Below are 21,521 nucleotides of genomic sequence, written 5' to 3'. Positions count from 1 at the left end.
CTTCCGTGCGGATCTCGCACAGGAGGTCGGCTGGCCGGCTTCCACCGGCACCTCTTCCTCATGGACAGATCAATAAATCCCCGGTAGCATCTGCTGACAGGTCGACAGATTCGGACGCGCCGTGACGCTGCGTTCCGGTCGGCCCTTGCCGGGTGGCACCGCGAGGCCTCGCCCTCGCCTCCGAGCCGGGCGCCGGATCGCTCCCCCGTCGATCCGGCGCCTCTCCCCGACAGGCCGTGCGCCGGGGCCGCTCCGCCCTCACGCTCCACCCTCAGGCGCCATCCTCACGCCGCAGCCGTGCCGGCCGGGTTCACAGGGCCAGGTCGACGGCCAGGCAGTTGTAGAACTTCCAGGCGCTCTCCGGGTCGTACGCGGAGTTCGCCACACCGCCCGGGCCGGCCGCGGCCTCCTCGGTCATGTCCTCGAAGCGGATGCGCTCGGGAAGGGTGCCGTAGCGCGCGTGCCGCGCCTCGGCGGCGGGGTCGCCCGCGGGCCGGTTGCTCATGGTCGCTCTCCAGATCGCCGATCACGGACGGCGCCCGCACGGCGCCGGAGACGGCCTTCAGGATGCACCCCGACTCGTCACCCGTCAAGGCGGTGATGACGGATTCGGCCAACACACCTGCCCGCCACCCGTTCACACGTGTTTGGCCGATTCCGCACTCCCCGCACCTCGTCGACGATGTCAGGATCTGCTCCCAGCCGGGCCCGGCCGCCGGGCCGCGCACCGACTTCCAGGCAGTTCCGCCACACACGAGAAGGTGGGTCGCATGTCCACACCCAAGCTCACACCCAAGGCGAAGCTCCGCGGCGCAGCCGTGACCACCGCCCTGGCCGCCGCCCTGATCGCGCTCGGCGCGGGCTCGGCCGAGGCCGCCGGCTGGCCGCCGCTGGAGCAGGGCGCGCGCCTCTACTCGGCCACCGACGGACGGGGGGCGGTGACCACCGTCGACCTCGCCGACCTCGGAACCTGCCACACGCTGTCGACGCCCGCCCGCTCGATGCAGATCGCCAACGGCGCCGCGTCCGTGGTGCTGTACCCGGGCGCCGGCTGCACCGGCCCGTCCGCGTGGGCCAGTGGTTCGCTGGCGCAGTCCAACCTCCCGATGGCGGCCCTGAGTTACCGGGTGGTCCCGGCCTAGCGACGCCCGGTGCGGCGCCCCTCCGGGCGTCGCACCCCCTTCCGATCGTCACTGCCTTGACAGGTGACGCCGACGTCCGGCAATCTCATCACCTGTCAGGGCGGTGACGGCATCGGTGATGCCGGCCGCCCCATGCCGAACACCTGGGAGGGATCTGTCGTGGTGAGCATCAAGGGCCGACGCGGACGGCTGGCGGCGAGCGTGGTCTCGGCACTCACGGCGGGCCTCGCCCTGTGCGCCTTCACCCTCGGCGGCGCCGCCGACGGCGCGACCGTGGCCGACGCCTTCGGCGGCCGCGCCAGGCCGACCATCGTCCTGGAGCACGGCGCCTTCGCCGACGGCTCCAGCTGGAACGGTGTCATCTCCGCCCTGCGCGCCGACGGCTACCCGGTGGTCGCAGCGGCCAACCCGCTGCGCGGCCCGGCCTCCGACGCCGCCGCGCTGCGCACCGTCCTCGACCACGTCAAGGGCCCCAAGATCCTGGCCGGGCACTCCTACGGCGGCAACGTCATCAGCCAGGCCGCCACCGACGACCCCGAGGTCAAGGCCCTCGTCTACGTGGCCGCCTTCCTGCCCGCCCCCGGGGAGAGCGCCCTGGAGCTGACGAACAAGTACCCGGGCTCGACCCTCCCGGAGGCCCTCGACCCGGTCGTCCACCCGCAGGCCGACGGCACCACCGCCACCGACCTGTACATCCGCCAGGACGCGTTCCGCCACCAGTTCGCCTCCGACGTCCCGGCCGGCCAGGCCGCCCAGATGGCCGCCGGCCAGCGGCCCATCGCGCAGGCCGCCCTGACGGAGAAGGCCACCTCCGCCGCCTGGCTGACCAAGCCCAGCTGGGCCGTCGTCACCACCCAGGACCTCAACATCCCGGCCGCCGCGCAGCGCTTCATGGCCGAGCGCGCCCACGCCGCGACCACCGAGGTCGCCGCCTCGCACTCGGTCGCGGTCTCCCACCCACGCCTCGTCGCGGACGTCATCGAGCGGGCCGCCCGCGCCACCGCCCGCTGACGGCCCTTCCCGCTCGCCCGCGTGCCCGGTACCGCCACCCGGCGGTACCGGGCACAGCCGTGTACGGGGCGACACACGGGGAACTCGGCCGGCGTAGACCGACCACCGTCGGCTCCCACCTCTACCGGGCGCTCCCCAAGTTGGGGATCACCTCCCGCGCCGCCCTGCGCGACGCCCTCGGCCGGGTGGCCGCTCCCCCGGAGGCATGATCCGCCACACTCGTTCATCACCACCTTGACAGGTGACGGAGCCTCATGGAAATCTAGCGTCACCGGTCAGAACAGTTACTCTCGATGAGGACACCCGCCATGGCAGTCGTACGGTTCCATCTCGTCTCCACGCTCGACACCGAGGGCGTCCTGGCGGTGCTGACCGACTTCAGCCCCTCCCGCTCCGAGGCCTGGCCGACGATCGACGCCGAACACTTCGAGGTCCACGCGCTCGGCGACACCTGGGCCGAGGTCACCGAGGGAACCGCCGCCGCCTGGGAACGCGCCCGCTACGACTGGGAGCCCGGCGGCGACACCGTCACCGTCACCACCCTCGACTCCAAGCTCTTCGGCCCCGGCGGCGGTTGGGTCTTCCGGATGACCCCCGGGGACGACGGCACCCGGGTCGACGTCCAGCTGACGCGACAGCCGGACACCCTCAAGGGCAGGATGCTCGCCGCCCTGCTCCCCGTCGCCGCTCCCCCGGCCCTGCGCAAGTCCTTCGCGGGGCCCCTGCAGGCCAAGTGACCCCACTCCGAGGGGCCGACAGCACCCGCTGTCGGCCCCTTCGCCATGTCCCCGTACTGCTGGGTGACTTGATCGCCCGTGCCGCACGCCTCCCACCCGTCGGCGCCGACACGAAAAGGCCCGGCCCGCGCCGTGGGGCGCGGGCCGGGCGGGCACCGGAGGGGATCAGTGCCGGAGGGGATCAGTGTCGGGAGGGGAGGACGCAGCGGAAGCTGGAGGCGGCGCCGGTGTCGCCGTAGCCCCGGTAGCGGGACACCTCGGGGTAGCGGCACAGGTCGCGGCCGACGGTCTGCCCGGCCGCGTCGATCAGGCCGGCGGACAGCGTCCGGGGCGCCTTGCCCTGCTCGACCCAGGTCACCAGGGAGGCGAGGTCGTCGACCGTGCCGGCGCCCTTGTTGAGGCCGCAGTGGGCCGCGCCCGGGACGAGGAAGAGGCGGTAGAAGTCGTCGACCCGCTGGGTGCCGCCCGTCGTCCGCTCGACCTGCCGGCGGTAGTCGACGGTGCCCTGGGTGGGGATGAACTGGTCGGCCTGGCCGTGCCAGCTCAGGAGCTTGCCGCCGGAGTCGCGGAAGGCGGACAGGTCGGGGTCGTCGGTGCCGATGATCTCGCCGTACTCGGCCCGGGACTGCTCGAACAGCCGGGTGAACCGGTCGTAGGTGATCGTCGAGACGTCGAACGACGGCTGCTTCTTCAGGAAGGTCGTCGCCCAGAGCTGGGGCACCGGGAACGGCGCGCCCTTCGACTGACCGTCCGGGCCGAGCACGGTGCCGGCCAGCCCCGTCAGGTCCGCGCCGACCGGGACGCCGGACCACAGCTTCCGGCCCGACGTGCTCCGCGGGCCGTCCCAGATCTTGCGCACCACGGCCGCGTCGGCCGCCGTGACGGTCAGCTCCCTCCCGTCGCAGACCACCGTGGTGCCGATCAGCCGCCGCGGGTCGAAGTCGCATCGCGACGCGTCGTTCACCAGGCCGTCCCTGGCGCCGTCGAGCGGGTCGCAGGCGGCGACGGCGGCGTCGGTGAAGGCCTTGAACTCGCAGGCGGACGGGTAGGTCTTCTCGTTGTTCATGACCACCTGCGGCCACAGGGTGGCGACCTCGAACTCGTCCCAGTTGACGCCGGGCGCGGCGGCGAGGATGCCGTCGAAGTCGTCGGGGAAGCGCTGGGCCTCCATGTAGCCCTGGCGCCCGCCGGTGGAACATCCGTTGAAGTAGGAGTAGGAGGCCTGTCGGCCGAAGTGCGCGGCGACCACCTGCTTGCCGAGGATCGACGCCTCGTGCTGGGAGCGGGACGCGAGGTTCTTCAGCAGCGCGCGGTTCACCTCGCCCTTGGCGTCCAGCGCCCAGCTGACGTCGACGGCGTCGCCGAGCCCGCCGTCGGTGGTGGTCGCGGCGTACCCGTTCTTGACCGCGGTGCCCATTCCGACGCCGTTGTCCCCGACCGCGAAGGCGCTGCCGCCGAGCGCCTGGAAGCGGCCGTTCCAGCCGCTGACGGGGAGCCAGGTCAGCACCTTGGCATGGTCGTTGTCGCCCGGGTGGGTCAGGGTGACGGTCACCTCGCAGAAGGCCGGGACCCCGGTGACCGTGCCGCCCACCACCCCGGTGCCGTCGATGGTGCCGCCCTCGCGCCGGAGCGCCGTCACGGACTCCACCGCCGTGCCGGCCGGGGCCTGCACGGACGGCGCCGTACAGCTGAACGTCGTGGGTGCGGCGGCGCTCCGGGTGTCCGCCGCCGCCATCGGCAGGTTCACGGCGGCCAGCGCGGCGCCGGTCGCCAGCACGATCAGGAATCTCTTCATGGGTGTCCCGTCCAAGTACGTCTGGTCGAAAAGGATTCGGTCGAAAAAAGGGGTGGTCGAGCAGGAAGTTGATCGGGAGCGGGGGGGTGTCCGGGGAGTCAGGAGTCGGTCCGGTCCCGGGACAGCCACCGGGCGTGGTGCCGCTGTGCCCAGGCACGGCTGACATACCCGGTGCGCATCCCGCGCCGCGCCTCCGGGTCCTGGAACGCCTTGCGCAGATGGCCGTACAGCACCAGGGCGATCGCCCAGGCCAGGACGTCGTGGACGAAGATCGCGCTGGTCCGGGAGACGAACGGCAGCAGGCCCCTGAACCACATCAGCAGACCGGTGGAGGCCATCACCAGCACGGCGCCGGCGATCCAGCCCGCGAAGAGCTTCTGCCCGGCGTTGAACTTGCCGGCCGGGCGGGCCTCCGGCCACGTCCAGCGCCTGCGGACGGCCCGCAGCCACTCGCGGTCGTACGGTGCGAAGCGGTTGAGCCGGCGCAGGTCCGCGCGGAACTCGGCGGAGAGCAGCCCGAGCAGGAGGGGCAGCGGCAGCAGGATGCCCGTCCACTTGTGGACGGTGGCCACCAGGAAGCGCCGCCCGACGAGTTGGGCCAGCGGCCCGAGGTACAGGCAGGCCGCGGAGGCCAGGCAGAGCAGCATCAGGATGCCGGTGGCCCGGTGGACCATTCGCTCGGCGGCGCCGAACCTGCGGACCCGGTCCGGGAGTTCAGGCCGCTTCGGGGCGTTGGTCGGCCTCGTCGAGCCAGCCGTCGACGGCATAGCCGCGCTCCTCCCAGTAGCCGGGGACGACCTTGTCGGTGACCGTGATGCCGGACAGCCACTTGGCCGACTTGTAGAAGTACATGGGCGCCACGTAGAGGCGGACCGGTCCGCCGTGCGCGTGGGTGAGGGGCTTGTCCTGCATGTTCAGCGCCACCAGGACGTCCGCGCGGCGGGCCTGTTCCAGGGTGAGGCTCTCGGTGTACTCGCCGTCGAAGCAGGTGAAGCGGATCGCCGCGCCCGGGGACCGCACTCCGGCGGCATCGAGGAGGTCCGCCAGCAGCACCCCCTCGAACGGGGTGCTGTTCACCCGCCAGCCGTCCGTGCAGAGCACGTCGCGGACCACTCGGGCCTGCGGCATCGCGCGCAGTTCCGCCAGCGTGTACGTCCTCTGACGTTCGACCAGTCCGTCGACCCGCAGCTCGTAGTCGGTCTCGTCCTTGTGCGGCACCGAGCCGACGACGCTGAAGTACCGGAAGCCGCCGGGGTTGGGCAGCAGCCCGGTCAGGCCGGTCGCGTCCTTCTCGGAGGCGACGGACAGCGCCTTCTCCCAGCCGCGCTGGAGGTACGGCGCCGCGGCGAGCCCCGCGGCACCCGCGCCGAGCATTCCCAGGACCGCGCGCCTCCCCACGGGTGCGCCCTCGGCCCTCCGCTTCGGTTTTCCCGCCATGGTCACTGTGCTCCTTCGGGGTGGCGACGGTCCCGGTGGGCGGCCGCCCACGGCCGGCCCGGTCGCGGGCGGTTCACACGTGTGAACACGATCGAGTCGCCTCGACTTCGTCACCGGTTCAACTGGTGACGATGCTGACACGGCCGCGCCCGGCCTGTCAACGAGGCGACGGGAGGCTCGGGCCGGGGCGAACGGGGGCGCGGGAAAAGAAAGTTGCCGCCTCCGGAACGCCTGCTACAGTGGCCGCGACCTGATAGTTCGTGATCGAGGAGTGGCAGACGTGGCGGGTGACGACGACATCTCCGGGTGAGATCCGGATCTGACGGCCATCGGCCGGTGCTTCAGGAGCGCCGCCGCCGGGATGGTCCGTTTCGTCGTACCCATTTTCCGCACGTCTGCCCAGGGCAGAGGTCTACCTTCCTGCCCTCATTCCCTTCGAGGTCATCTCCATGTCCGACGCTGCCGTCGTCTGCTCCAACCTGTCCTTCGCCTGGCCCGACGACACCCGGGTCTTCCACGACCTGTCCTTCACCGTGCCCGCCGGCCGGACCGGCCTGGTCGCCCCCAACGGCGCCGGCAAGAGCACCCTGCTCAAGCTGATCGCCGGTGAACTCAAGCCCGCCACCGGCTCGGTGACGGTCACCGGAAGGCTCGGCTACCTCCGCCAGAGCCTCCCCCTGACCTCCCACCTCACCGTCGCCGAGGTGCTCGACATCGCCGGGATCATCCGCGCCATCGACGCCGTCGAGTCCGGGGACGTCGACGAGCGGCACTTCACCACCATCGGCGACGACTGGGACATCGAGGAGCGCACCCGCGCCCAGCTCGACCGTCTCGGCCTGACCGACCTCGCCCTGGACCGCAGCCTGAGCACGCTCAGCGGCGGCCAGATCGTCTCCCTCGGCCTCGCCGCCCAGCTGCTCAAGCGCCCCGACGTCCTGCTGCTCGACGAGCCGACCAACAACCTCGACGCCGAGGCCCGGCACAAGCTCCACGACGTGCTCGGGGACTTCAACGGCTGCCTGCTGCTGGTCAGCCACGACCGCGCGCTGCTCGACCGGATGCAGCACATCGCCGAACTCGGCAGCGGCGAACTGCGCTTCTACGGAGGGAACTTCACCGCCTACGAGGAGGCCGTGCAGGCCGAGCAGGAGGTCGCCGAGAAGAACGTCCGAAACGCCGAGCAGGAGCTGAAGCGGGAGAAGCGGGAGATGCAGCAGGCCCGCGAACGCGCCGAGCGGCGCCAGAGCAACGCCGCCCGCAACCTCAAGAACGCCGGCCTGCCCCGGATCTTCGCCGGGAACATGAAGCGCGGCGCCCAGGAGTCCGCGGGCCGGGCCGGCCAGATGCACGCGGCCCGGGTCAGCGAGGCCAGGGCCCGGCTCGACGAGGCCGGGCGCGCCCTGCGCGAGGAGCAGCGCCTCTCCCTGGACCTGCCCGACACCCAGGTGCCCGCCGGGCGCAACCTCTTCCTCGGCGAGGGCCTGCAGGTCCGCCACGCCGGCCGGCCGGTGTTCGCCGACGGCGGCGTCGACCTCAGCGTCCGCGGCCCCGAGCGGATCGCGCTGACCGGGCCCAACGGCGCGGGCAAGAGCACCCTGCTCAAGCTGGTCACCGGCGAACTCGTCCCGGACGGCGGGGAGATCACGCGCAACGACGGGCGGATCGCCTACCTCTCGCAGCGCCTGGACCTGCTGGACCTCGACCGCACCGTGGCGGAGAACTTCGCCGCCTTCGCCCCCGAGCGGCCCGAGACGGATCGGATGAACCTGCTCGCCCGCTTCCTGTTCCGCGGCGCCCGGGCGCACCTGCCGGTCGGGGTGCTCTCCGGCGGCGAGCGGCTGCGCGCCACCCTGGCCTGCGTGCTGTGCGCGGAGCCCGCCCCGCACCTGCTGCTGCTCGACGAGCCGACCAACAACCTCGACCTGGTCAGCGCCGGCCAGCTGGAGAGCGCCCTGAACTCCTACCAGGGCGCCTTCCTGGTGGTCAGTCACGACGAGCGGTTCCTCGCCGAGATCGGGGTGAACCGCTGGCTCCGGCTGGCCGGCGGCACGCTGAAGGAGACCGGGGCGCCCGCGGTGTGAGCCGCCGACGTGTGACACGGCCCGCGCCTGGGCCCGTCGAGCCCCGTGCCCGGCGGGCCCCCACCCCCACGTCGGAAGGTTCCCCCGTGCTCCAGCACGCCCTGCTCGCCCACGACGTCGTCCGCAACCTCGGCGGCCGGCGCGTCCTCGACGGCGTCGGCCTGACCGCCGCCCCCGGCCACCGGATCGGCCTGATCGGGGAGAACGGCGCCGGCAAGTCCACCCTGCTGCGGGTGCTCGCCGGCGTGGACCGACCCGACGCGGGAAGCGTCTCCCGCCCCGCAGACCTCGGCTTCCTCCACCAGGAACTGCCCCACGAGCCCGGGGCGACGGTCGCCGCCGTACTGGACGACGCGCTGCGCGAGGCCCGCGAGGACCTCGCGGAGCTGGACCGGCTCGGCGCGGAGATCGCCCGGGTCCCGGAGTCCGACCCCGGCCACGCGGACCTCCTGGACGCCTACGGCAGGCGGCTGGAGCTGGCGCAGAACCGGGAGTCCTGGGACGCCGACCGCCGCGCGGCCCTTGTCCTCGACGGGCTGGGCCTCGGCGCGCTCGGGCACGACCGCACGCTCGGCTCGCTGTCCGGCGGGCAGCGCGGCCGGCTGGCGCTCGCCGCGCTGCTCGTCCGCCGGCCGTCCGCGCTGCTGCTGGACGAGCCGACCAACCACCTGGACGACGGCGGCGCCGCCTTCCTGGAGGAGCAGCTCCGCGCCCTGCCCGGCACCGTGGTCCTCGCCTCCCACGACCGGGCGTTCCTGGACGCCGTCTGCACCGACCTGATCGACCTGGACCCGGCGGTGGACGGGCCGGTCCGCTACGGCGGCAACTACAGCGCCTACCTGGGCGAGCGGCGCACCGAGCGGGCGCGCTGGGAGCGGCGGTACGCCGAGGAGCAGCAGGACCTGGCGCAGCTGCGCCACTCGGCCGGGGTGACGGCGCACCTGGTCGCCCCGGACCGGGGGCCGCGCGACCACGAGAAGATGGGCTACGGCCACCGGGCGGGCCGGGTGCAGAACCAGGTCTCCCGCCGGGTGCGCAACGCCACCCGGCGGCTGGAGGAGCTGGAGCGCGCGCAGGTCCCCGAGCCGCCGCGCCCACTGCGGTTCGCCGTCGAGGCGCTGGCCGCGGGCGCCGGCGACGGCCTGGCCGCGGACGCCGGACTGCTGGCCGCGGGCGCCGGCGCCCGCGAGGACCGTCGGCCGCTGGTGTCGCTCCGGGACGTCCGGGTGCCGGGGCGGCTCGCGCTGGATGCCCTTGAGGTGGCGGCCGACGACCGGCTGCTGGTCACCGGCGGCAACGGAACGGGCAAGTCCACGCTGCTCGCCGTGCTCGCCGGACACCTCGCCGCCCGGGGCACGGTGCACCGGCGGCCCGGGCTGACGGTCGGCCTGCTCACCCAGGACACCGTGTTCGACCGGCCCGACCGCACCGTCCGCGACACCTACCTGCTGGCGCTGGGCCCGGCCCGGGCCGAGCGGGTGCCGCTGGCGTCCCTCGGTCTGCTGCACCCCGCTGACCTGGACAAGCCCGTCGGCCGGATCTCCGTCGGGCAGCGCCGACGGCTCGCGCTGGCGCTCCTGGTCGCCGACCCACCCCGGCTGCTGCTGCTCGACGAACCCACCAACCACCTCTCCCCGCGTCTGTGCGACGAACTGGAGGAAGCACTCGGCACCGGTCCCGGAGCGATCGTCCTCGCGAGTCACGACCGCTGGCTGCGCCGGCGCTGGCAGGGCCGCGAGCTGCGGCTCGTCCCGGCCGGCGCCCCGCGTTATTGCACCGCCGCGCAGTCACCTGTCAGCATGGTGATGTGAACCTTGACCATGTCTTCGTCTGCGGGCACCCCGCCCTGGACTTCGCCGCTACGCTCCGTGCCCGGCGCACGGTCCGGTTCGAGATGTTCGTGACGCCGGAGCGCCTGAACGCCTGGTACCTGGACTCCGGGCTCGTGGACACGATCACGCCCGGTGACGAGCACGACGTCCGCGAGGCGACGACCGTCCGCGAGGCGATCTACCGGCTCGTCACCAACCGGCGGCTCGGCGAGCCCTTCGACCGCGAGGCGCTCGCCGTCCTCAACGCCGCCGCGCGCAAGACGCCCGTGACGCCGCAGCTCACCATGACCGGGCGGCACAACGAGGCGACCCCCGAGCAGGCGCTGGCGACCGTCGCGCGGCAGGCGGTCGAACTCCTCAGCGGTCCGGACGTCCCGCTGATGAAGGAGTGCGGCAACCCGGAGTGCACCCGGATCTACATCGACCGTTCCCGGGGCATGCGCCGCCAGTGGTGCGGCATGGAGTCCTGCGGCAACAAGATCAAGGCCGCCGCCTACCGCGCACGGAAGAAGACGCCGTCCGAGAAGACGCCGTCCGCGGCGGGCGCCCGGTAGCCCCGGGAACCTCTCGGCACCCCCTCGGGCCACGGCCCCGCACGACGAGTGCGGGGCCGTGCGCCGTCACGGGCATCGGCACACCGGCCCCGGCACGGGTACCATGCAACACCCCATCCGTGCCCTAGGGAGTGAACGGTTGTGACCCTCCAGCCAGCCTCCACGCTCCGGTCCCGCTACGTGGAACAAGCCGCGTCGGACCTGGAGAAGAACCACCAGCGACAGCGGGAGCTGGCGGAGGAGCTCAGGACGCTGAAGCAGGAGGAGGCCCTCCTGGCCGAGATCCTGAGTGTGGCCGAGCGCCACGAGGGGCCCTCCGACCGGGCGCTTCCTTCCGGGCGGACGCCCGCGGAGCCCGCCGCTATCCCCACCGTCCCCACCGCCCCGGCCGTCCCGGCCGTCCCGGCCGCCCGCACGACGAAGGCCGGTGCGAAGGGCACTTCGCACCGGCCTCTGCTCGGCGACCTGCTGGCGGAACTGCTGGGCCGGCACGAGGAACCGTGCCTGGCGAAGGACCTGCGCGACGAGCTGATGGCGACGTACCCGAAGCGCAATCCGACGCCGCAGGTCGTGCGGAACACCCTGGAGTCCCTCGTCGCCAAGGGGCGCGTCCGGCGCCACAAGCAGCAGCGCTCCGTGATGTACACCCTGGTGCGCGCGGGCCTGGCCGACTGACCGGCCGGCCCCGGACTCACACGAAGAACGAGGCCCCGGGGCCGTACCCCAGCAGCTCGACGGTCTCCGCCCAGCTCCACAGCTGCGCGGCGTCCGGCCAGGGCCGCTCCCCCGGGGGTCGCTGCCCGGCGGAGATGTCGGAGCACCGGTCAAGGGCGTGACGGATACGTCCGGCCACCCGGAGACATGTGTGTGTCGAGGAAGCCATGGCCCTTCGCCCTCCGGTCGACGGTGTGCGTACGTGTGAGTGTGCGGGTGTGAGCGGGCCCCGTGCCGGACGGGGGAAACAGGCACGGGGCCCGCCGTTCAGGGGGGTGGGTCAGGCAACGACGCCGGCGTGGATGACGACCGGGATGTTGCCGCGGGTGGCCTTGGAGTACGGGCAGATCCGGTGGGCGGCCTGCGCCAGCTCCTCGGCGGTGGCCTGGTCCACGCCGCCGAGTACGGGGCGGAGGACCGCGGAGAGCGAGAAGGCGTCGTCGTCGCCGTGGTTCAGCGTGATCTCGGCGGTGATGCTGGTGCTGGTGAGTCGGACCTTGCGGTCGCCGGCCGCCCGGCGGACGGCCCCGAGGAAGCACGCCGCCCAGCCGGCCGCGAGGAGCTGCTCCGGGTTGGTCGCGGTGCCGGCGCCGCCGAACTCCTTCGGAATGGCGAGACCGGTCTCCAGCAGACCGTCGGAGGAACGGACCCGGCCGCCGTTGCGGCCCTCACCGTCGACGTCGACAACGGCGGTGTAGCTGACTGCCATGACTGGTGCTCCCCATCTGGATCGAATCGGCGTCCGACCACGTCCGGCGATGCACTCGAACCCTGGGAGCATCACCGGCCCAGCCGGTGATGCAATGATGGCAACTCGGCACGTCACCAGTCAAGCCGGTGACACGATTCGGTTGTGGCGGGACGCGACCGTGCCGTTCGGGTGCGACGTCGTCGGGGCGGCGGGTGGGAAAGGGTCACCAGGGTCGGCTGTGCAGCGCCATGTGGACGGTGTCGACGACCTGGATCATCGCGGCCCGGGCGGTGCTCGTCGGGCGGCTCGCACCGATCAGCAGGAAGCCGTGCAGGGCTCCCTGGTAGCGCGTGGCCACCACCGGGACCCCGGCCGCGCGGAGCCTGGCCGCGTAGGCCTCGCCCTCGTCCCGCAGCACGTCGGCCTCCGCGGTGACCACCAACGCCGGCGGCAACCCGGCGAGTTGCTCCAGCGACGCCCGCAGCGGCGCGGCCGTCACCTCCGTACGACGGTCCGGCTCGGGCAGGTAGGCGTCCCAGAACCGGCGCATGTGCTCACGGTGCAGGAAGTAGCCGGTGGCGAACCGGCGGTAGGACGGGGTGTCGAAGTCGGCATCGGTGACGGGGCAGAGCAACACCTGCTGGACCAGCGGAAGTTCACCGCGCTCCCGGGCCAGCAGCGTCAGCGCCGCCACCAGGTTCGCCCCCGCCGAGTCCCCGACAGCGGCGATCCGCTCCCCCGCCAGCCCGATCTCGTGACCGTGCTGGTGGATCCACCGGGCGACCGCGTAACACTGCTCGACGGCCACCGGGTAGCGCGCCGCCGGGGCCCGGGCGTAGTCCACGTAGACCACCGCCGCATCCGTACCCAGCGCGAACTCCCGCACCAGCCGGGCGTAGCAGTCGGCGTCGCCGAGCGACCAGCCCAGGCCGGGCAGGAACAGCACCACCGGACTGGGCCGGGCGGCGTCGGTGGGTCTGGTCACCTGGACGTGCACCCGCCCGGCCGCTCCGCAGGGCAGGGCGAGCCACTCCGACTCGATGTCGCACGGATCGTCCGGGTCCTCGAACTCGCCGTCGCCCGGAAGATCCTCGGCGGTGAGGAAGGAGAGGTCCGGCAGTTCCGTCGCGGACCGGCCGGCCCGGTCGTCCAGGAACTCCTGGAGCGCCTGGTCGAGGACGGGGCGCCGGTCGGGCTGAGGGGTGGGGTCGGACAACTCTTCGCTCCTGGCTTCGGTCGACGGGCACGGCGGCTCCGTGTGTGCCCCGGCCGTGACGGCCTGTTCGTGCCCTGCGGCGGGCGGGTCGGCGGCGCCTGCCTCAACCGGCTTCGTCCTGCGGGCGTGCGTCGTGCGGGCGTGCGTCCTGCGGGCGTGCCTCGTGCCGGTGCGCCTCGCGCGGGTGTGCCTCGTCCGGGTGTGCCTCGTGCGGGCGTACGTCGCCGGTGTCCGCGCCGTACGGACGTGCGCGCCACTCGCGCGGCGAGACGCCGTACACGGCGCGGAAGCTGCGGCTGAAGTGCGCCGCGTTGACGAAGCCCCACCGCTGGGCGACGGCCGAGACCGTGGGCGCGGTGCGGCCGCGCCGGGCCAGCTCGCGGGCGCAGGCGTCCAGGCGCAGCTGCCGCACGAGGCGGCTCACCGTCACGCCCTCGCCCTCGAAGAGCCGGTGCAGGTAGCGCACGGACATGTGGTGGGCATGGGCGATCCTCTCCGGCGACAGCTGCGGGTCGCCCAGGTGACGGTCGATGTACTCCCGCACCCGCCGGACCAGGTGCGCGGTCGCGGCACCCGGCTCGTCGGCGGCCCGGGGCGGCGCCAGCTGGGCGACGAGTGCGGCGACCAGGTCGGTGACGCTGCCGGCCAGCCGGTCGCCGACCGGGGCGGGGTAGGAGTGCGCGCAGGCGGCGAGGACGTCCAGGAACGGCAGGATCGCCGGCCCGCACCCCTCCGTGGGGCCGACGGCCGTCGCCGAGGCGTGCCGCAGGTCGTGCTCCGGCACTCCGAGCAGCCGGCGCGGCAGGTGGAACAGGTGGGTGCGGAACCGCTCCGGGTAGTCCACCGCGTACGGGCGCGCCGTGTCGTACAGCACCAGCCCGCCCGGCGGCACCTCGGCGCGGCGCCCGTCCTGCTCCAGGACGGCCCGGCCGGCCACCTGCACCCCGACCCCGACCTGCGGCTCGCTCCGCGGGGTCCGGGCGATCAGTGCCGCCGTGCGGGAGAGCCGGGCCGCGTCGGCCTCCAGGGTGGAGATCCGCACGTACCCGAGGCGGTGCGACTCCAGGAGCCCCTCGAACGGCCGCCCGGTCAGCGGGTGCACCTCCAGCGGCACCAGCGACCGTGAGACCGCCCCGCTCCAGAAGGCCGCCTTGTCGCCGTCCGCGACCGATGCCGTCGTCACTCGCACGCCCATCTGACCGCCCTTCCGCCGGAGCCCCGCGCACTCTCAGCGTGGCCCGCCGGCGCGGCGGGTCGGTAGGTCATCTGACTGACGTGTTCGGACGGCCCTTCGTGGAGTCCGGCGGGGCGGCCCCGCCGGCCCGGTCGGGCGGGCGGGGCCGCAGGTCAGATCCCGTCGAGGGCGTGGGCGAGGGCGGCCCGCGTGGTGATGCCGAGCTTCGGGAAGATCTTGTAGAGGTGGGCCCCGACGGTGCGGGGCGACAGCTGGAGCTGCCGGCCGATCTCCTTGTTGGTCAGCCCGGTCGCGGCCAGCCGGGCGATCCGCAGTTCCTGGCCGGTCAGCTCGGACGCCGCGGCGGCCGGTCCGGTCTGCGGCGGGGCCACCGAGTCCCCGGCGGCGCGGAGCTCCTCCTCGCACTGCGCCGCCCAGGGGGTGGCCCGCAGGCGGCGGAACGCGTGGTGGGCCGCGCGCAGCGCCTCCCTGGCGCCGGGCCGGTGGCGGCGGCGCAGCCACGCGCCGTGGGCGAGCCGCAGCCGGGCGAGGTCGAACACCCACTGCTCGGCGCCCGGGACGGCGTAGGCGGCCTCGTAGGCGGCGTCGGCCTCGTCGTCGTCCGCGGCCAGGGCGGTGGCGGCCGCGCACAGGAAGGCGTGGTGTCCGGAGATCTCGGCGGAGCGCGCCGCGGCTCCGGCCGCGAGGTGGGCCCGGGCCTCCTCGTGCCGTCCGGTGTGGACGGCGGCCGTCACCAGGTCGAGGACCAGCGTGTGGTGCCAGGGCCGGCCGCCGGACAGCCGCCCTGGCGGGGTGAGCTCGGAGAAGTGCCCGTACGCCTCCTCGTAGCGGCGGTGGGCGAGGGCGGCCAGGCCGCGCAGATGGGTCAGCCGGTCGAGGACGTACCGCATCCGGGCGCGGGTGGCGATCGGCCGGATGGTCCGCTCGACCTCCCGCAGGGCGGCCTCGTCGCCCCGGCCGGCGAGGAAGTGGGCGTGGTACTGACGGAACATCAGGGCGTTGGTGTGGTAGCCGAGTTCGTCCGCGATCTCGGCCTCGCGCAGGCAGACGGCCGCGCGGTCCCAGTGTCCGAGCAGGTAGTCCTGGTGGGCCCTGGCCTTGGCGACCGAGCCCTGGGTGGCGTAGCCGTGCAGGCCGGTGAAGCGCTGCCACAGGTCGCCGTCGGGCCAGTCCAGCGCGGCGGAGGTCCAGAGCAGGAGCCAGGCCGCGCCGGCCTCCTGCTCCCCGGTCAGGCCTTCGGCCGTCGCCAGCAGGGCGGCGGCGGCGTCCGGGCCCGGGTCGGTCCAGGCGCGCAGGCAGAGCCGGCCGACCTCGGAGACGTTCTCCCGGTGCCGTTCCAGGGCGCGCCAGGCCCAGGGGTCGTCCGTGTAGGTGGCCGCGAGGAGGAGCTTGAAGTAGACCTGTTCGACCAGCCCGCCGAAGGTGTCGGCGCCCGGCGCGGTCAGGGTGTCGAGGGCGGCGGGCAGCAGCGCGGCGGAGGACTCGAAGTCGACGTGGTGGCTCTGGTCGGCGTAGACCACCGCGTAGGAGAACAGCGGGTCGATGTCCTGCGGGACGGTACCGCTCCTCAGTTCCTCGACCAGTGCCACGGTGTGGCGCAGTTGCCCGCCGCGGGCCGCCATCACCGCGGCCCAGGTGAGCCTGCGGACGCGGTCGCACCCGCTGGGGCTGAGGGCGGCGGCGCGTTCGAGCAGCAGCTCGCCCTCCGCCTCGCCGCCCCGGCCGGCGAGGTCGCGGCCGGCCTCCTGGAGGCGGTGGGCGAGGTCCTCGTCGGGCAGCAGCGCGGCGGCAGCCTCGTGGACCAGCCGCCGGGGGTCCTCCGGTGCGAGGGTGTCGGACAGGGCGCGGTGCGCCTCCCGGCGCGCGGTGTCGGAGGCGGCGGAGACGACGGCGGTGCGGACCAGGGGGTGCCGGAAGACGAGGTGCCCGGCCGGGTCGAGGCGGGCCAGGCCCTCCTCCTCGATCCGCGCCAGGATCTCCCGCGCGTTCCCGTCGGCGAGGGCGCGCAGCCACTCGGCGCTGCCGGAGTCCGGGCCGGTGGCCAGGGCGCCGAGCAGGAGGAGGCGGCCGACCTCCGGGGTGACCGTCCCCAGCCGTTCGGCGAACATCCGCTCGAGCTTGCGCCCGAGCGGCAGCCGCTCGGGCAGCGGAGCGGCGCCCCGCTGCTGGGCGGCCGCCAGCTGGCGCGGCAGTTCCACCAGCGCCAGCGGGTTCCCGGCCGCCTCGGCGAGGACGCGTTCCCGCGCGGGCGGCGCGAGTTCGGGGTAGCGGGTGCCCAGCAGCAGGGCCGCGTCCGCCGGGGGCAGGGCCGGGACGTCGACGGCCTCGGCCGACCAGATCTGGGCGGCCGCGCCGTCCGGGCGGGTGGCTCCGACGATCGCCACCGGCAGCTCGGCGCACCGCCGGTGCAGGAAGGCGAAGACGGTCCCGCTCGACGAGTCGATCCAGTGGAGGTCGTCCAGGAGCAGCAGTACGGGGGCGGTCCGCACCGCCTCCTCCAGCAGGGCCAGCGCGGCGGCGCCGACGGCGAAGCCGCTCGGGGTCCCGGAGCGGACGCCGAACGCGCTCTCCAGGGCCTCCCGCTGGTGCGCGGACAGCGTGCCGGAACGCTGGAGCGGCGACCAGAAGGCCTGGTGGAGGGCGCCGAAGGCGAGGTCCGTCTCCGCCTCCGCGCCGACCGCGCGCAGCACGGTGAACCCGCGCTCGCGCGCCATCCGCTCCACCCAGGCGATCAGCGTGCTCTTGCCGACACCGGCGTCGCCGCGCAGCAGGACGGTGGAGCCGCTCGCGCCGTCCTCGGCCTGGACCAGTGCCGCGGTCAGCAGCTCCGTCTGCCGCTGCCGACCGACCAGGACCGGAAACCGCCTGTCCTCCGCCACTGGTGCCTCTCCCTCGACCCGGTCGATCCGCTCACCGGGGGCCCAAGGCTACCGCCCGCCGGAACCGCTCCCGAGGTCGCGGGCCGGGCGGCGGGAACGTCGCGGCCGGTGGCGGGGGACGCGCGGTGGCCGGGGGGGAACCGGGGAATCCGGGGTGGCCGGGGCCGCCCCGCGCCCGGAGGGCTCCGACGCGACGGTCGGAGCCCTCCGGGTCGTTCCGGGACGGGGTCAGGCCTCAGAGCCGGGCCCTCGACCCGTTGAGCTCGACGAAGCCCCCGAGCCAGTAGAGCAGGGCCACGATGCTCGTGACGTGGTGCCCCATGATCTCGATCGAGTGGTTGGGGGAGTTGCGGACGTTGCGCACGAAGTCGCTGATGGCACCCCACTGGTTCTCGACCAGGGAGTAGCGCACGAATCCCCGCGGGGCGGGCTCCCAGTGGTCGATGGCCCAGTCCCGGTGGGGGTTGGCGATGTTCCCGCGCACGGTGTCGAAGACGCCCGCGAAGCGGGCGGCCTCGGAGAAGATCTGGATGGCGATCAGCAGGTTGTGGCCGACTTCATCGGTGTAGCGGGTGACGTCTCCCAGCTGGTACATGGCGTTGTAGATCCGGCCGGGGTTCAGGACCAGCTCGCCGCGGTCGTTGCCGCCGGGGAGGGTGCTGTAGTTCCCGGTCGGGTTCATGACGTGGAGGGTGTTGCGGGGGATGCGGAGGGCCCTCGCGAACTCGTCCGTCCGGTCGTTGAAGCTCCAGTGCATGCCCGAATGCCCGTTGCGGCCGGGCGAGTAGAAGCCGGCGACGTACAGGTCGTGGGCCCAGAGGTAGATCGAGGACAGGTAGTCGCCGTTCGTGTCGGTCACCCTGATCTGGATGAGTTCCACGGAGTTGTCCTGGGTCTGCCGGACGCCGTCGATGTGCGTGTCCCCGCCGTAGGACTCCGCGTGGATCCGGTCGATGACGTGGTAGTAGGCCCGCTCGTGCACGAAGCCGCCCGTGGTGATCTCCGAGACGTTCCACTCGATGACCGCTTTGATCCTCGGCTCGGGCACGGCCTGCGCGGTGCCGCTGAGTACCGTGACCAGCCCTAAGGCCATCGCCAACGTCGCCGTCAGTGAGACGAGCCGCTTGGCAATTGTTCGCATCCGGGTTCCTTCGCTCGTTCACCGGGGCGCGTCCGGGATGCCGGTCCGTCAGGAACCCCGGTGGGGGATGTTCCGACCGTATGCGTGGCGAGCGGGTCGACTTTGCCCGAGTGTGCACCACCACGGTGCTGTACGCGCACGCCCGATATGGGCTTACCGCACGTCTTTTGACGTATCGTCACTCGCGGTAGAGCAGGACGGTGAGGCCGGCCAGGACGGCGCTGGCGACCAGGGCCCAGGCGATCTGGCCGTGCAGGACGAGGACTGCGCCGGGGGCGGCGCCGGCGAGCATGGTGACGACGGAGAGGATCTTCCGGCGCTGGCGGGGGGCGGTGCCGCCGGCGAGGCGGGAGTCGGCGGCCAGGCCGGTCAGGGTGAGGGTCAGCACGGTGGTGGTGAGGTCGGGAACGCCGAGGCCGCGGACGGTGCCGTTGCGGATGCCCATCGCCAGGGCGAGCAGGGCGATCACCGGGTACTGGGCGGGGCCCTCGACGCTCCGGGCGAAGGCGACGGCCGCGGCGGCTCCGTACAGCCCGGCCTCCAGGACGAAGGCCGTGCGCAGCCGTGCGGCGCGGTGGGATCCGGCGTGCCGGGTGGCGAGGCGGCCGGCCACGCCCGCGCCGAGCAGGAAGGCCGCGAGGGAGGTCAGGGATCCGGTGACGGAGAAGCCGGGTGCTCCGGCGAGGGCGAAGGCGATGACGACGACGTTGCCGGTCATGTTCGCGGTGAAGACGTGGCCGAGGCCGAGGTAGCTGACGGCGTCGATCAGTCCGCTGACCAGGGTGAGGCCGAACAGGGCCAGGGCCAGCGGGTGGCGGTCGTGGATCTGCGATCCGGACGGCGGCGGCGGGGGTGTGGTCACGACGGCTCCTCGTGGGGGGATGCGGCGAAGCGGGGAAGCGGGCGGGGCACCGCCTGGTGCAGGCGGTGCCCCGTGACGGAACCGGCGGGCTCGTCAGAAGAAGCAGGGGTCCATCGGCGTCTGGGACTGCCCGGGCAGGGCGAGGCCGCGCGCCTGGCGCCAGGCGTGCTGTTCGCCGGAGGCCGCCACGGCCTCCAGCACGCCCTCGGCCTGGCGGACGCCGGCGGCCAGGCTGGGGGCGGGGGTGGCGTGGTAGCCGCCGAACTCGGTGACCGGGCTCCAGGACGGCGAGATCTCCGGCAGTTCGGGCGCCAGGCCCTCGTGCTCCTGGGCGGCGTGGACGATGCGCCCGCCGACGACGGTCAGGACGGCCTCGATGTGCGGGATGTCGGCCTCGGGCACCGTGAAGTAGTCGGCGCTGAGCAGCGCGAGGTCCGCGTAACTGCCGACCGTCAGGCGGCCCTTGACGTCCTCCTCGCCGGTGAGGCGGGCGCCGCCGAGGGTGTAGAGCTCCAGGGCCTGGGCGCGGTCGAGCCGGTTGTGCTCGGCCGCGAGGCGTCGGCCGGAGACGGCCCGGCCGGAGACCAGCCAGTGCAGGGCGACCCACGGGTTGTAGGAGGAGACCCGGGTGGCGTCGGTGCCCGCCGCGACGGTCAGGCCGCGGTCCAGCATGGCGCGCAGCGGCGGCGCCTCGGCGGCGGCGGGGGCGCCGTAGCGGTTGACGAAGGCCTCGCCCTGGAAGGAGAGGCGGTTCTGGACGGACACGGCGCCGCCGAGGGCGGCGATCCGGTCGAGGCTGTCCTTGCTGACGGTCTCGGCGTGGTCGAAGAGCCAGCGGTTGCCCTGGGGGAAGAGGCCCTCGGCGGCGAGCTTCTCGAAGACGGCGAGGTCGCGGCGGATGGTCTCGTCGTAGGTGGCGTGCAGGCGGAAGCCCCAGCCGTTCTCCATGAGCAGGCGGACGGCCTTCTCGAACTCGGTCTCGTAGGCGCCCAGTTGCGGCCGCGGCTCGGTGAAGTTCTCGAAGTCGGCGGCGGCCCAGGTGAGGTTTTCCCCCGCGCCGTTGAGGCGCAGCCACTCGTCGCCCTCGCCGGGGCGGACGGTGTCGACCCAGCGCTTGAGGTCGTCGAGCTCCTGCCCGGCGGTCTGCGGGAAGAGGTGGTAGGCGATGCGCAGGCTCAGCTCGCCGCGGCGGGCGAGCTCCATGACGGTGCCGTAGTTCTCGGGGAAGGCCTGGAAGCCGCCGGCCGCGTCGATCGCGGAGGTGAGGCCGAAGCGGTTGAGCTCGCGCAGGAAGTGCCGGGTGGAGCCGATGCGGTCGGCCTCGTCCAGCATCGGCGCCTTGGCGAGGGTGGAGTAGAGCAGCAGGGCGCCGGGGGCGGCGATCAGCAGGCCGGTGGGCTCGCCGTCGTTGCCGCGCACGATCTGGCCGCCGACCGGGTCGGGGGTGTCGCGGGTGAAGCCGGCGGCGCGCAGGGCGGCCTTGTTGAGCAGGGCCGACTGGTAGAGGTGCAGCACGAAGACGGGGGTGTCGGGGGCCGCGGCGTTGAGTTCGGCCAGGGTGGGCAGGCGCCGCTCGGCGAACTGGTCGGCCGACCACCCGCCGACCACCCGCACCCACTGGCCGGGCGGGGTGCGCTCGGCCTGCCGGCGGAGCATGGTCAGGGCCTCGCGCAGCGTGGGGACGCCGTCCCAGCGCAGCTCCATCACGTAGTTGAGGCCGCCGCGGATGACGTGCAGGTGCGCGTCGTTGAGGCCGGGGACGGCCCGGCGGCCGAGCGCGTCGACCACCCGGGTGCCGGGGCCGACCAGCGGGACGACGTCCGCGTCGTCGCCGACGGCCTGGATCCGTCCGTCCCGGATGGCCACGGCGGTGGCCTGCGGGCGGCGCGGGTCGTTGGTGAACACCTTGGCGTTGCGCACGACCAGGTCGGCGGGCTCGTCGGGGGTGCCGGGGCGGACGCCGGCGACAGGCATGGTGGACAAGGGGAGCCCCTTCGTTGGGTGGGTGATTCGGCGCGAGGCCACCCGGTGAACGTAGGCAGGCGGCGGTGGGGCGAGGTTCTTCGCAGCGCATGGCCGGTTGCCCGGCAGCGCACTGACGCGGGCCGGCCGGGCGGGTGCGGTCGGTGGTGCGTTGTCGGGACAGTCCCGGGCGCAGAGCGAGCAGAACCTCCCGCCGATCGCGGGCTAGTGTCGTTGACGTGAAGCCCCGCCGATCCGGCCGGGCCAAG

General features: G+C 73.7%; 19 protein-coding genes. 7 read left to right on the top strand and 12 right to left on the bottom strand.

Annotated features, from left to right (window positions below):
• Nucleotides 1–310: 310 nt before the first annotated feature.
• Nucleotides 311–505 carry a hypothetical protein gene (locus ACGF13_RS17075; RefSeq protein WP_392875124.1) on the bottom strand — a complete coding sequence of 65 codons (195 nt, stop codon included), beginning with the start codon at nucleotides 503–505 and terminating at the stop codon, nucleotides 311–313.
• Between the two features lie 265 nt (nucleotides 506–770).
• Between ACGF13_RS17075 and ACGF13_RS17070 the strand changes: the two genes are divergently transcribed.
• The 3 genes from ACGF13_RS17070 to ACGF13_RS17060 all read left to right on the top strand — a co-directional run bounded on the left by ACGF13_RS17070 (nucleotide 771) and on the right by ACGF13_RS17060 (nucleotide 2,890).
• On the top strand, nucleotides 771–1,142 hold the full coding sequence (locus tag ACGF13_RS17070; RefSeq protein WP_392875121.1) for a hypothetical protein: 372 nt from the start codon (nucleotides 771–773) through the stop codon (nucleotides 1,140–1,142).
• A 159-nt stretch (nucleotides 1,143–1,301) separates the two neighbouring features.
• Nucleotides 1,302–2,153, top strand: coding sequence for an alpha/beta fold hydrolase (locus ACGF13_RS17065; protein WP_392875118.1), 852 nt, complete (start codon nucleotides 1,302–1,304; stop codon nucleotides 2,151–2,153).
• A gap of 308 nt (nucleotides 2,154–2,461) precedes the next feature.
• The gene (locus ACGF13_RS17060) at nucleotides 2,462–2,890 is read left to right on the top strand and encodes a hypothetical protein (RefSeq protein ID WP_392875115.1); all 429 of its coding nucleotides are present in this window, start codon (nucleotides 2,462–2,464) and stop codon (nucleotides 2,888–2,890) included.
• A 181-nt stretch (nucleotides 2,891–3,071) separates the two neighbouring features.
• Here ACGF13_RS17060 and ACGF13_RS17055 read toward each other — a convergent pair whose 3' ends face one another.
• From ACGF13_RS17055 to ACGF13_RS17045, 3 genes are all read right to left on the bottom strand, one after another.
• Nucleotides 3,072–4,685 carry a tannase/feruloyl esterase family alpha/beta hydrolase gene (locus ACGF13_RS17055; protein ID WP_392875112.1) on the bottom strand — a complete coding sequence of 538 codons (1,614 nt, stop codon included), beginning with the start codon at nucleotides 4,683–4,685 and terminating at the stop codon, nucleotides 3,072–3,074.
• A gap of 98 nt (nucleotides 4,686–4,783) precedes the next feature.
• Entirely contained in the window at nucleotides 4,784–5,452 is a 669-nt protein-coding gene (locus tag ACGF13_RS17050; protein WP_392875109.1) for a cytochrome b/b6 domain-containing protein, read from the bottom strand.
• Complete coding sequence (locus tag ACGF13_RS17045; RefSeq protein ID WP_392875106.1) at nucleotides 5,400–6,122, bottom strand: molybdopterin-dependent oxidoreductase; 723 nt, start codon at nucleotides 6,120–6,122, stop codon at nucleotides 5,400–5,402. Before ACGF13_RS17045 ends, ACGF13_RS17050 begins: the two co-directional genes overlap by 53 nt.
• Before the next feature lie 449 nt (nucleotides 6,123–6,571).
• On the opposite strand from ACGF13_RS17045, the gene abc-f reads away from it, so the two are divergent.
• The 4 genes from abc-f (at nucleotide 6,572) to ACGF13_RS17025 (ending at nucleotide 11,267) form a co-directional block, all read left to right on the top strand.
• Entirely contained in the window at nucleotides 6,572–8,206 is a 1,635-nt protein-coding gene (gene abc-f / locus ACGF13_RS17040) for a ribosomal protection-like ABC-F family protein (protein ID WP_392875103.1), read from the top strand.
• A gap of 86 nt (nucleotides 8,207–8,292) precedes the next feature.
• Entirely contained in the window at nucleotides 8,293–10,017 is a 1,725-nt protein-coding gene (locus tag ACGF13_RS17035; RefSeq protein WP_392875100.1) for an ABC-F family ATP-binding cassette domain-containing protein, read from the top strand.
• Entirely contained in the window at nucleotides 10,014–10,592 is a 579-nt protein-coding gene (locus ACGF13_RS17030; RefSeq protein WP_392875097.1) for a CGNR zinc finger domain-containing protein, read from the top strand. Before ACGF13_RS17035 ends, ACGF13_RS17030 begins: the two co-directional genes overlap by 4 nt.
• 141 nt (nucleotides 10,593–10,733) lie before the next feature.
• A complete protein-coding gene (locus ACGF13_RS17025; protein ID WP_392875094.1) occupies nucleotides 10,734–11,267 on the top strand; it encodes a hypothetical protein in 534 nt (177 codons plus the stop codon).
• A 16-nt stretch (nucleotides 11,268–11,283) separates the two neighbouring features.
• On the opposite strand, the gene ACGF13_RS17020 is transcribed toward ACGF13_RS17025, so the two are convergent.
• From ACGF13_RS17020 to ACGF13_RS16985, 8 genes are all read right to left on the bottom strand, one after another.
• Complete coding sequence (locus tag ACGF13_RS17020; RefSeq protein WP_392875091.1) at nucleotides 11,284–11,445, bottom strand: hypothetical protein; 162 nt, start codon at nucleotides 11,443–11,445, stop codon at nucleotides 11,284–11,286.
• A gap of 141 nt (nucleotides 11,446–11,586) precedes the next feature.
• Complete coding sequence (locus tag ACGF13_RS17015; protein ID WP_392875088.1) at nucleotides 11,587–12,015, bottom strand: Ohr family peroxiredoxin; 429 nt, start codon at nucleotides 12,013–12,015, stop codon at nucleotides 11,587–11,589.
• A gap of 205 nt (nucleotides 12,016–12,220) precedes the next feature.
• Nucleotides 12,221–13,213: an alpha/beta hydrolase gene (locus ACGF13_RS17010; RefSeq protein ID WP_392875085.1), complete on the bottom strand. Its 993-nt coding sequence runs from the start codon at nucleotides 13,211–13,213 to the stop codon at nucleotides 12,221–12,223.
• Between the two features lie 103 nt (nucleotides 13,214–13,316).
• On the bottom strand, nucleotides 13,317–14,408 hold the full coding sequence (locus ACGF13_RS17005; RefSeq protein WP_392875082.1) for a helix-turn-helix domain-containing protein: 1,092 nt from the start codon (nucleotides 14,406–14,408) through the stop codon (nucleotides 13,317–13,319).
• A gap of 152 nt (nucleotides 14,409–14,560) precedes the next feature.
• The gene (locus ACGF13_RS17000) at nucleotides 14,561–17,287 is read right to left on the bottom strand and encodes an AAA family ATPase (protein ID WP_392875079.1); all 2,727 of its coding nucleotides are present in this window, start codon (nucleotides 17,285–17,287) and stop codon (nucleotides 14,561–14,563) included.
• Between the two features lie 235 nt (nucleotides 17,288–17,522).
• Nucleotides 17,523–18,428 carry a ribosome-inactivating family protein gene (locus ACGF13_RS16995; protein WP_392875076.1) on the bottom strand — a complete coding sequence of 302 codons (906 nt, stop codon included), beginning with the start codon at nucleotides 18,426–18,428 and terminating at the stop codon, nucleotides 17,523–17,525.
• A 178-nt stretch (nucleotides 18,429–18,606) separates the two neighbouring features.
• On the bottom strand, nucleotides 18,607–19,290 hold the full coding sequence (locus ACGF13_RS16990; RefSeq protein ID WP_392875073.1) for a YoaK family protein: 684 nt from the start codon (nucleotides 19,288–19,290) through the stop codon (nucleotides 18,607–18,609).
• A 93-nt stretch (nucleotides 19,291–19,383) separates the two neighbouring features.
• On the bottom strand, nucleotides 19,384–21,264 hold the full coding sequence (locus ACGF13_RS16985; protein ID WP_392875785.1) for an amidohydrolase: 1,881 nt from the start codon (nucleotides 21,262–21,264) through the stop codon (nucleotides 19,384–19,386).
• Between the last annotated feature and the right edge of the window lie 257 nt (nucleotides 21,265–21,521).

The sequence above is a fragment of the Kitasatospora sp. NPDC048286 genome, assembly GCF_043201735.1.
GTDB lineage: Bacteria > Actinomycetota > Actinomycetes > Streptomycetales > Streptomycetaceae > Kitasatospora.
This window is presented reverse-complemented; position numbering and strand designations above follow the sequence as displayed.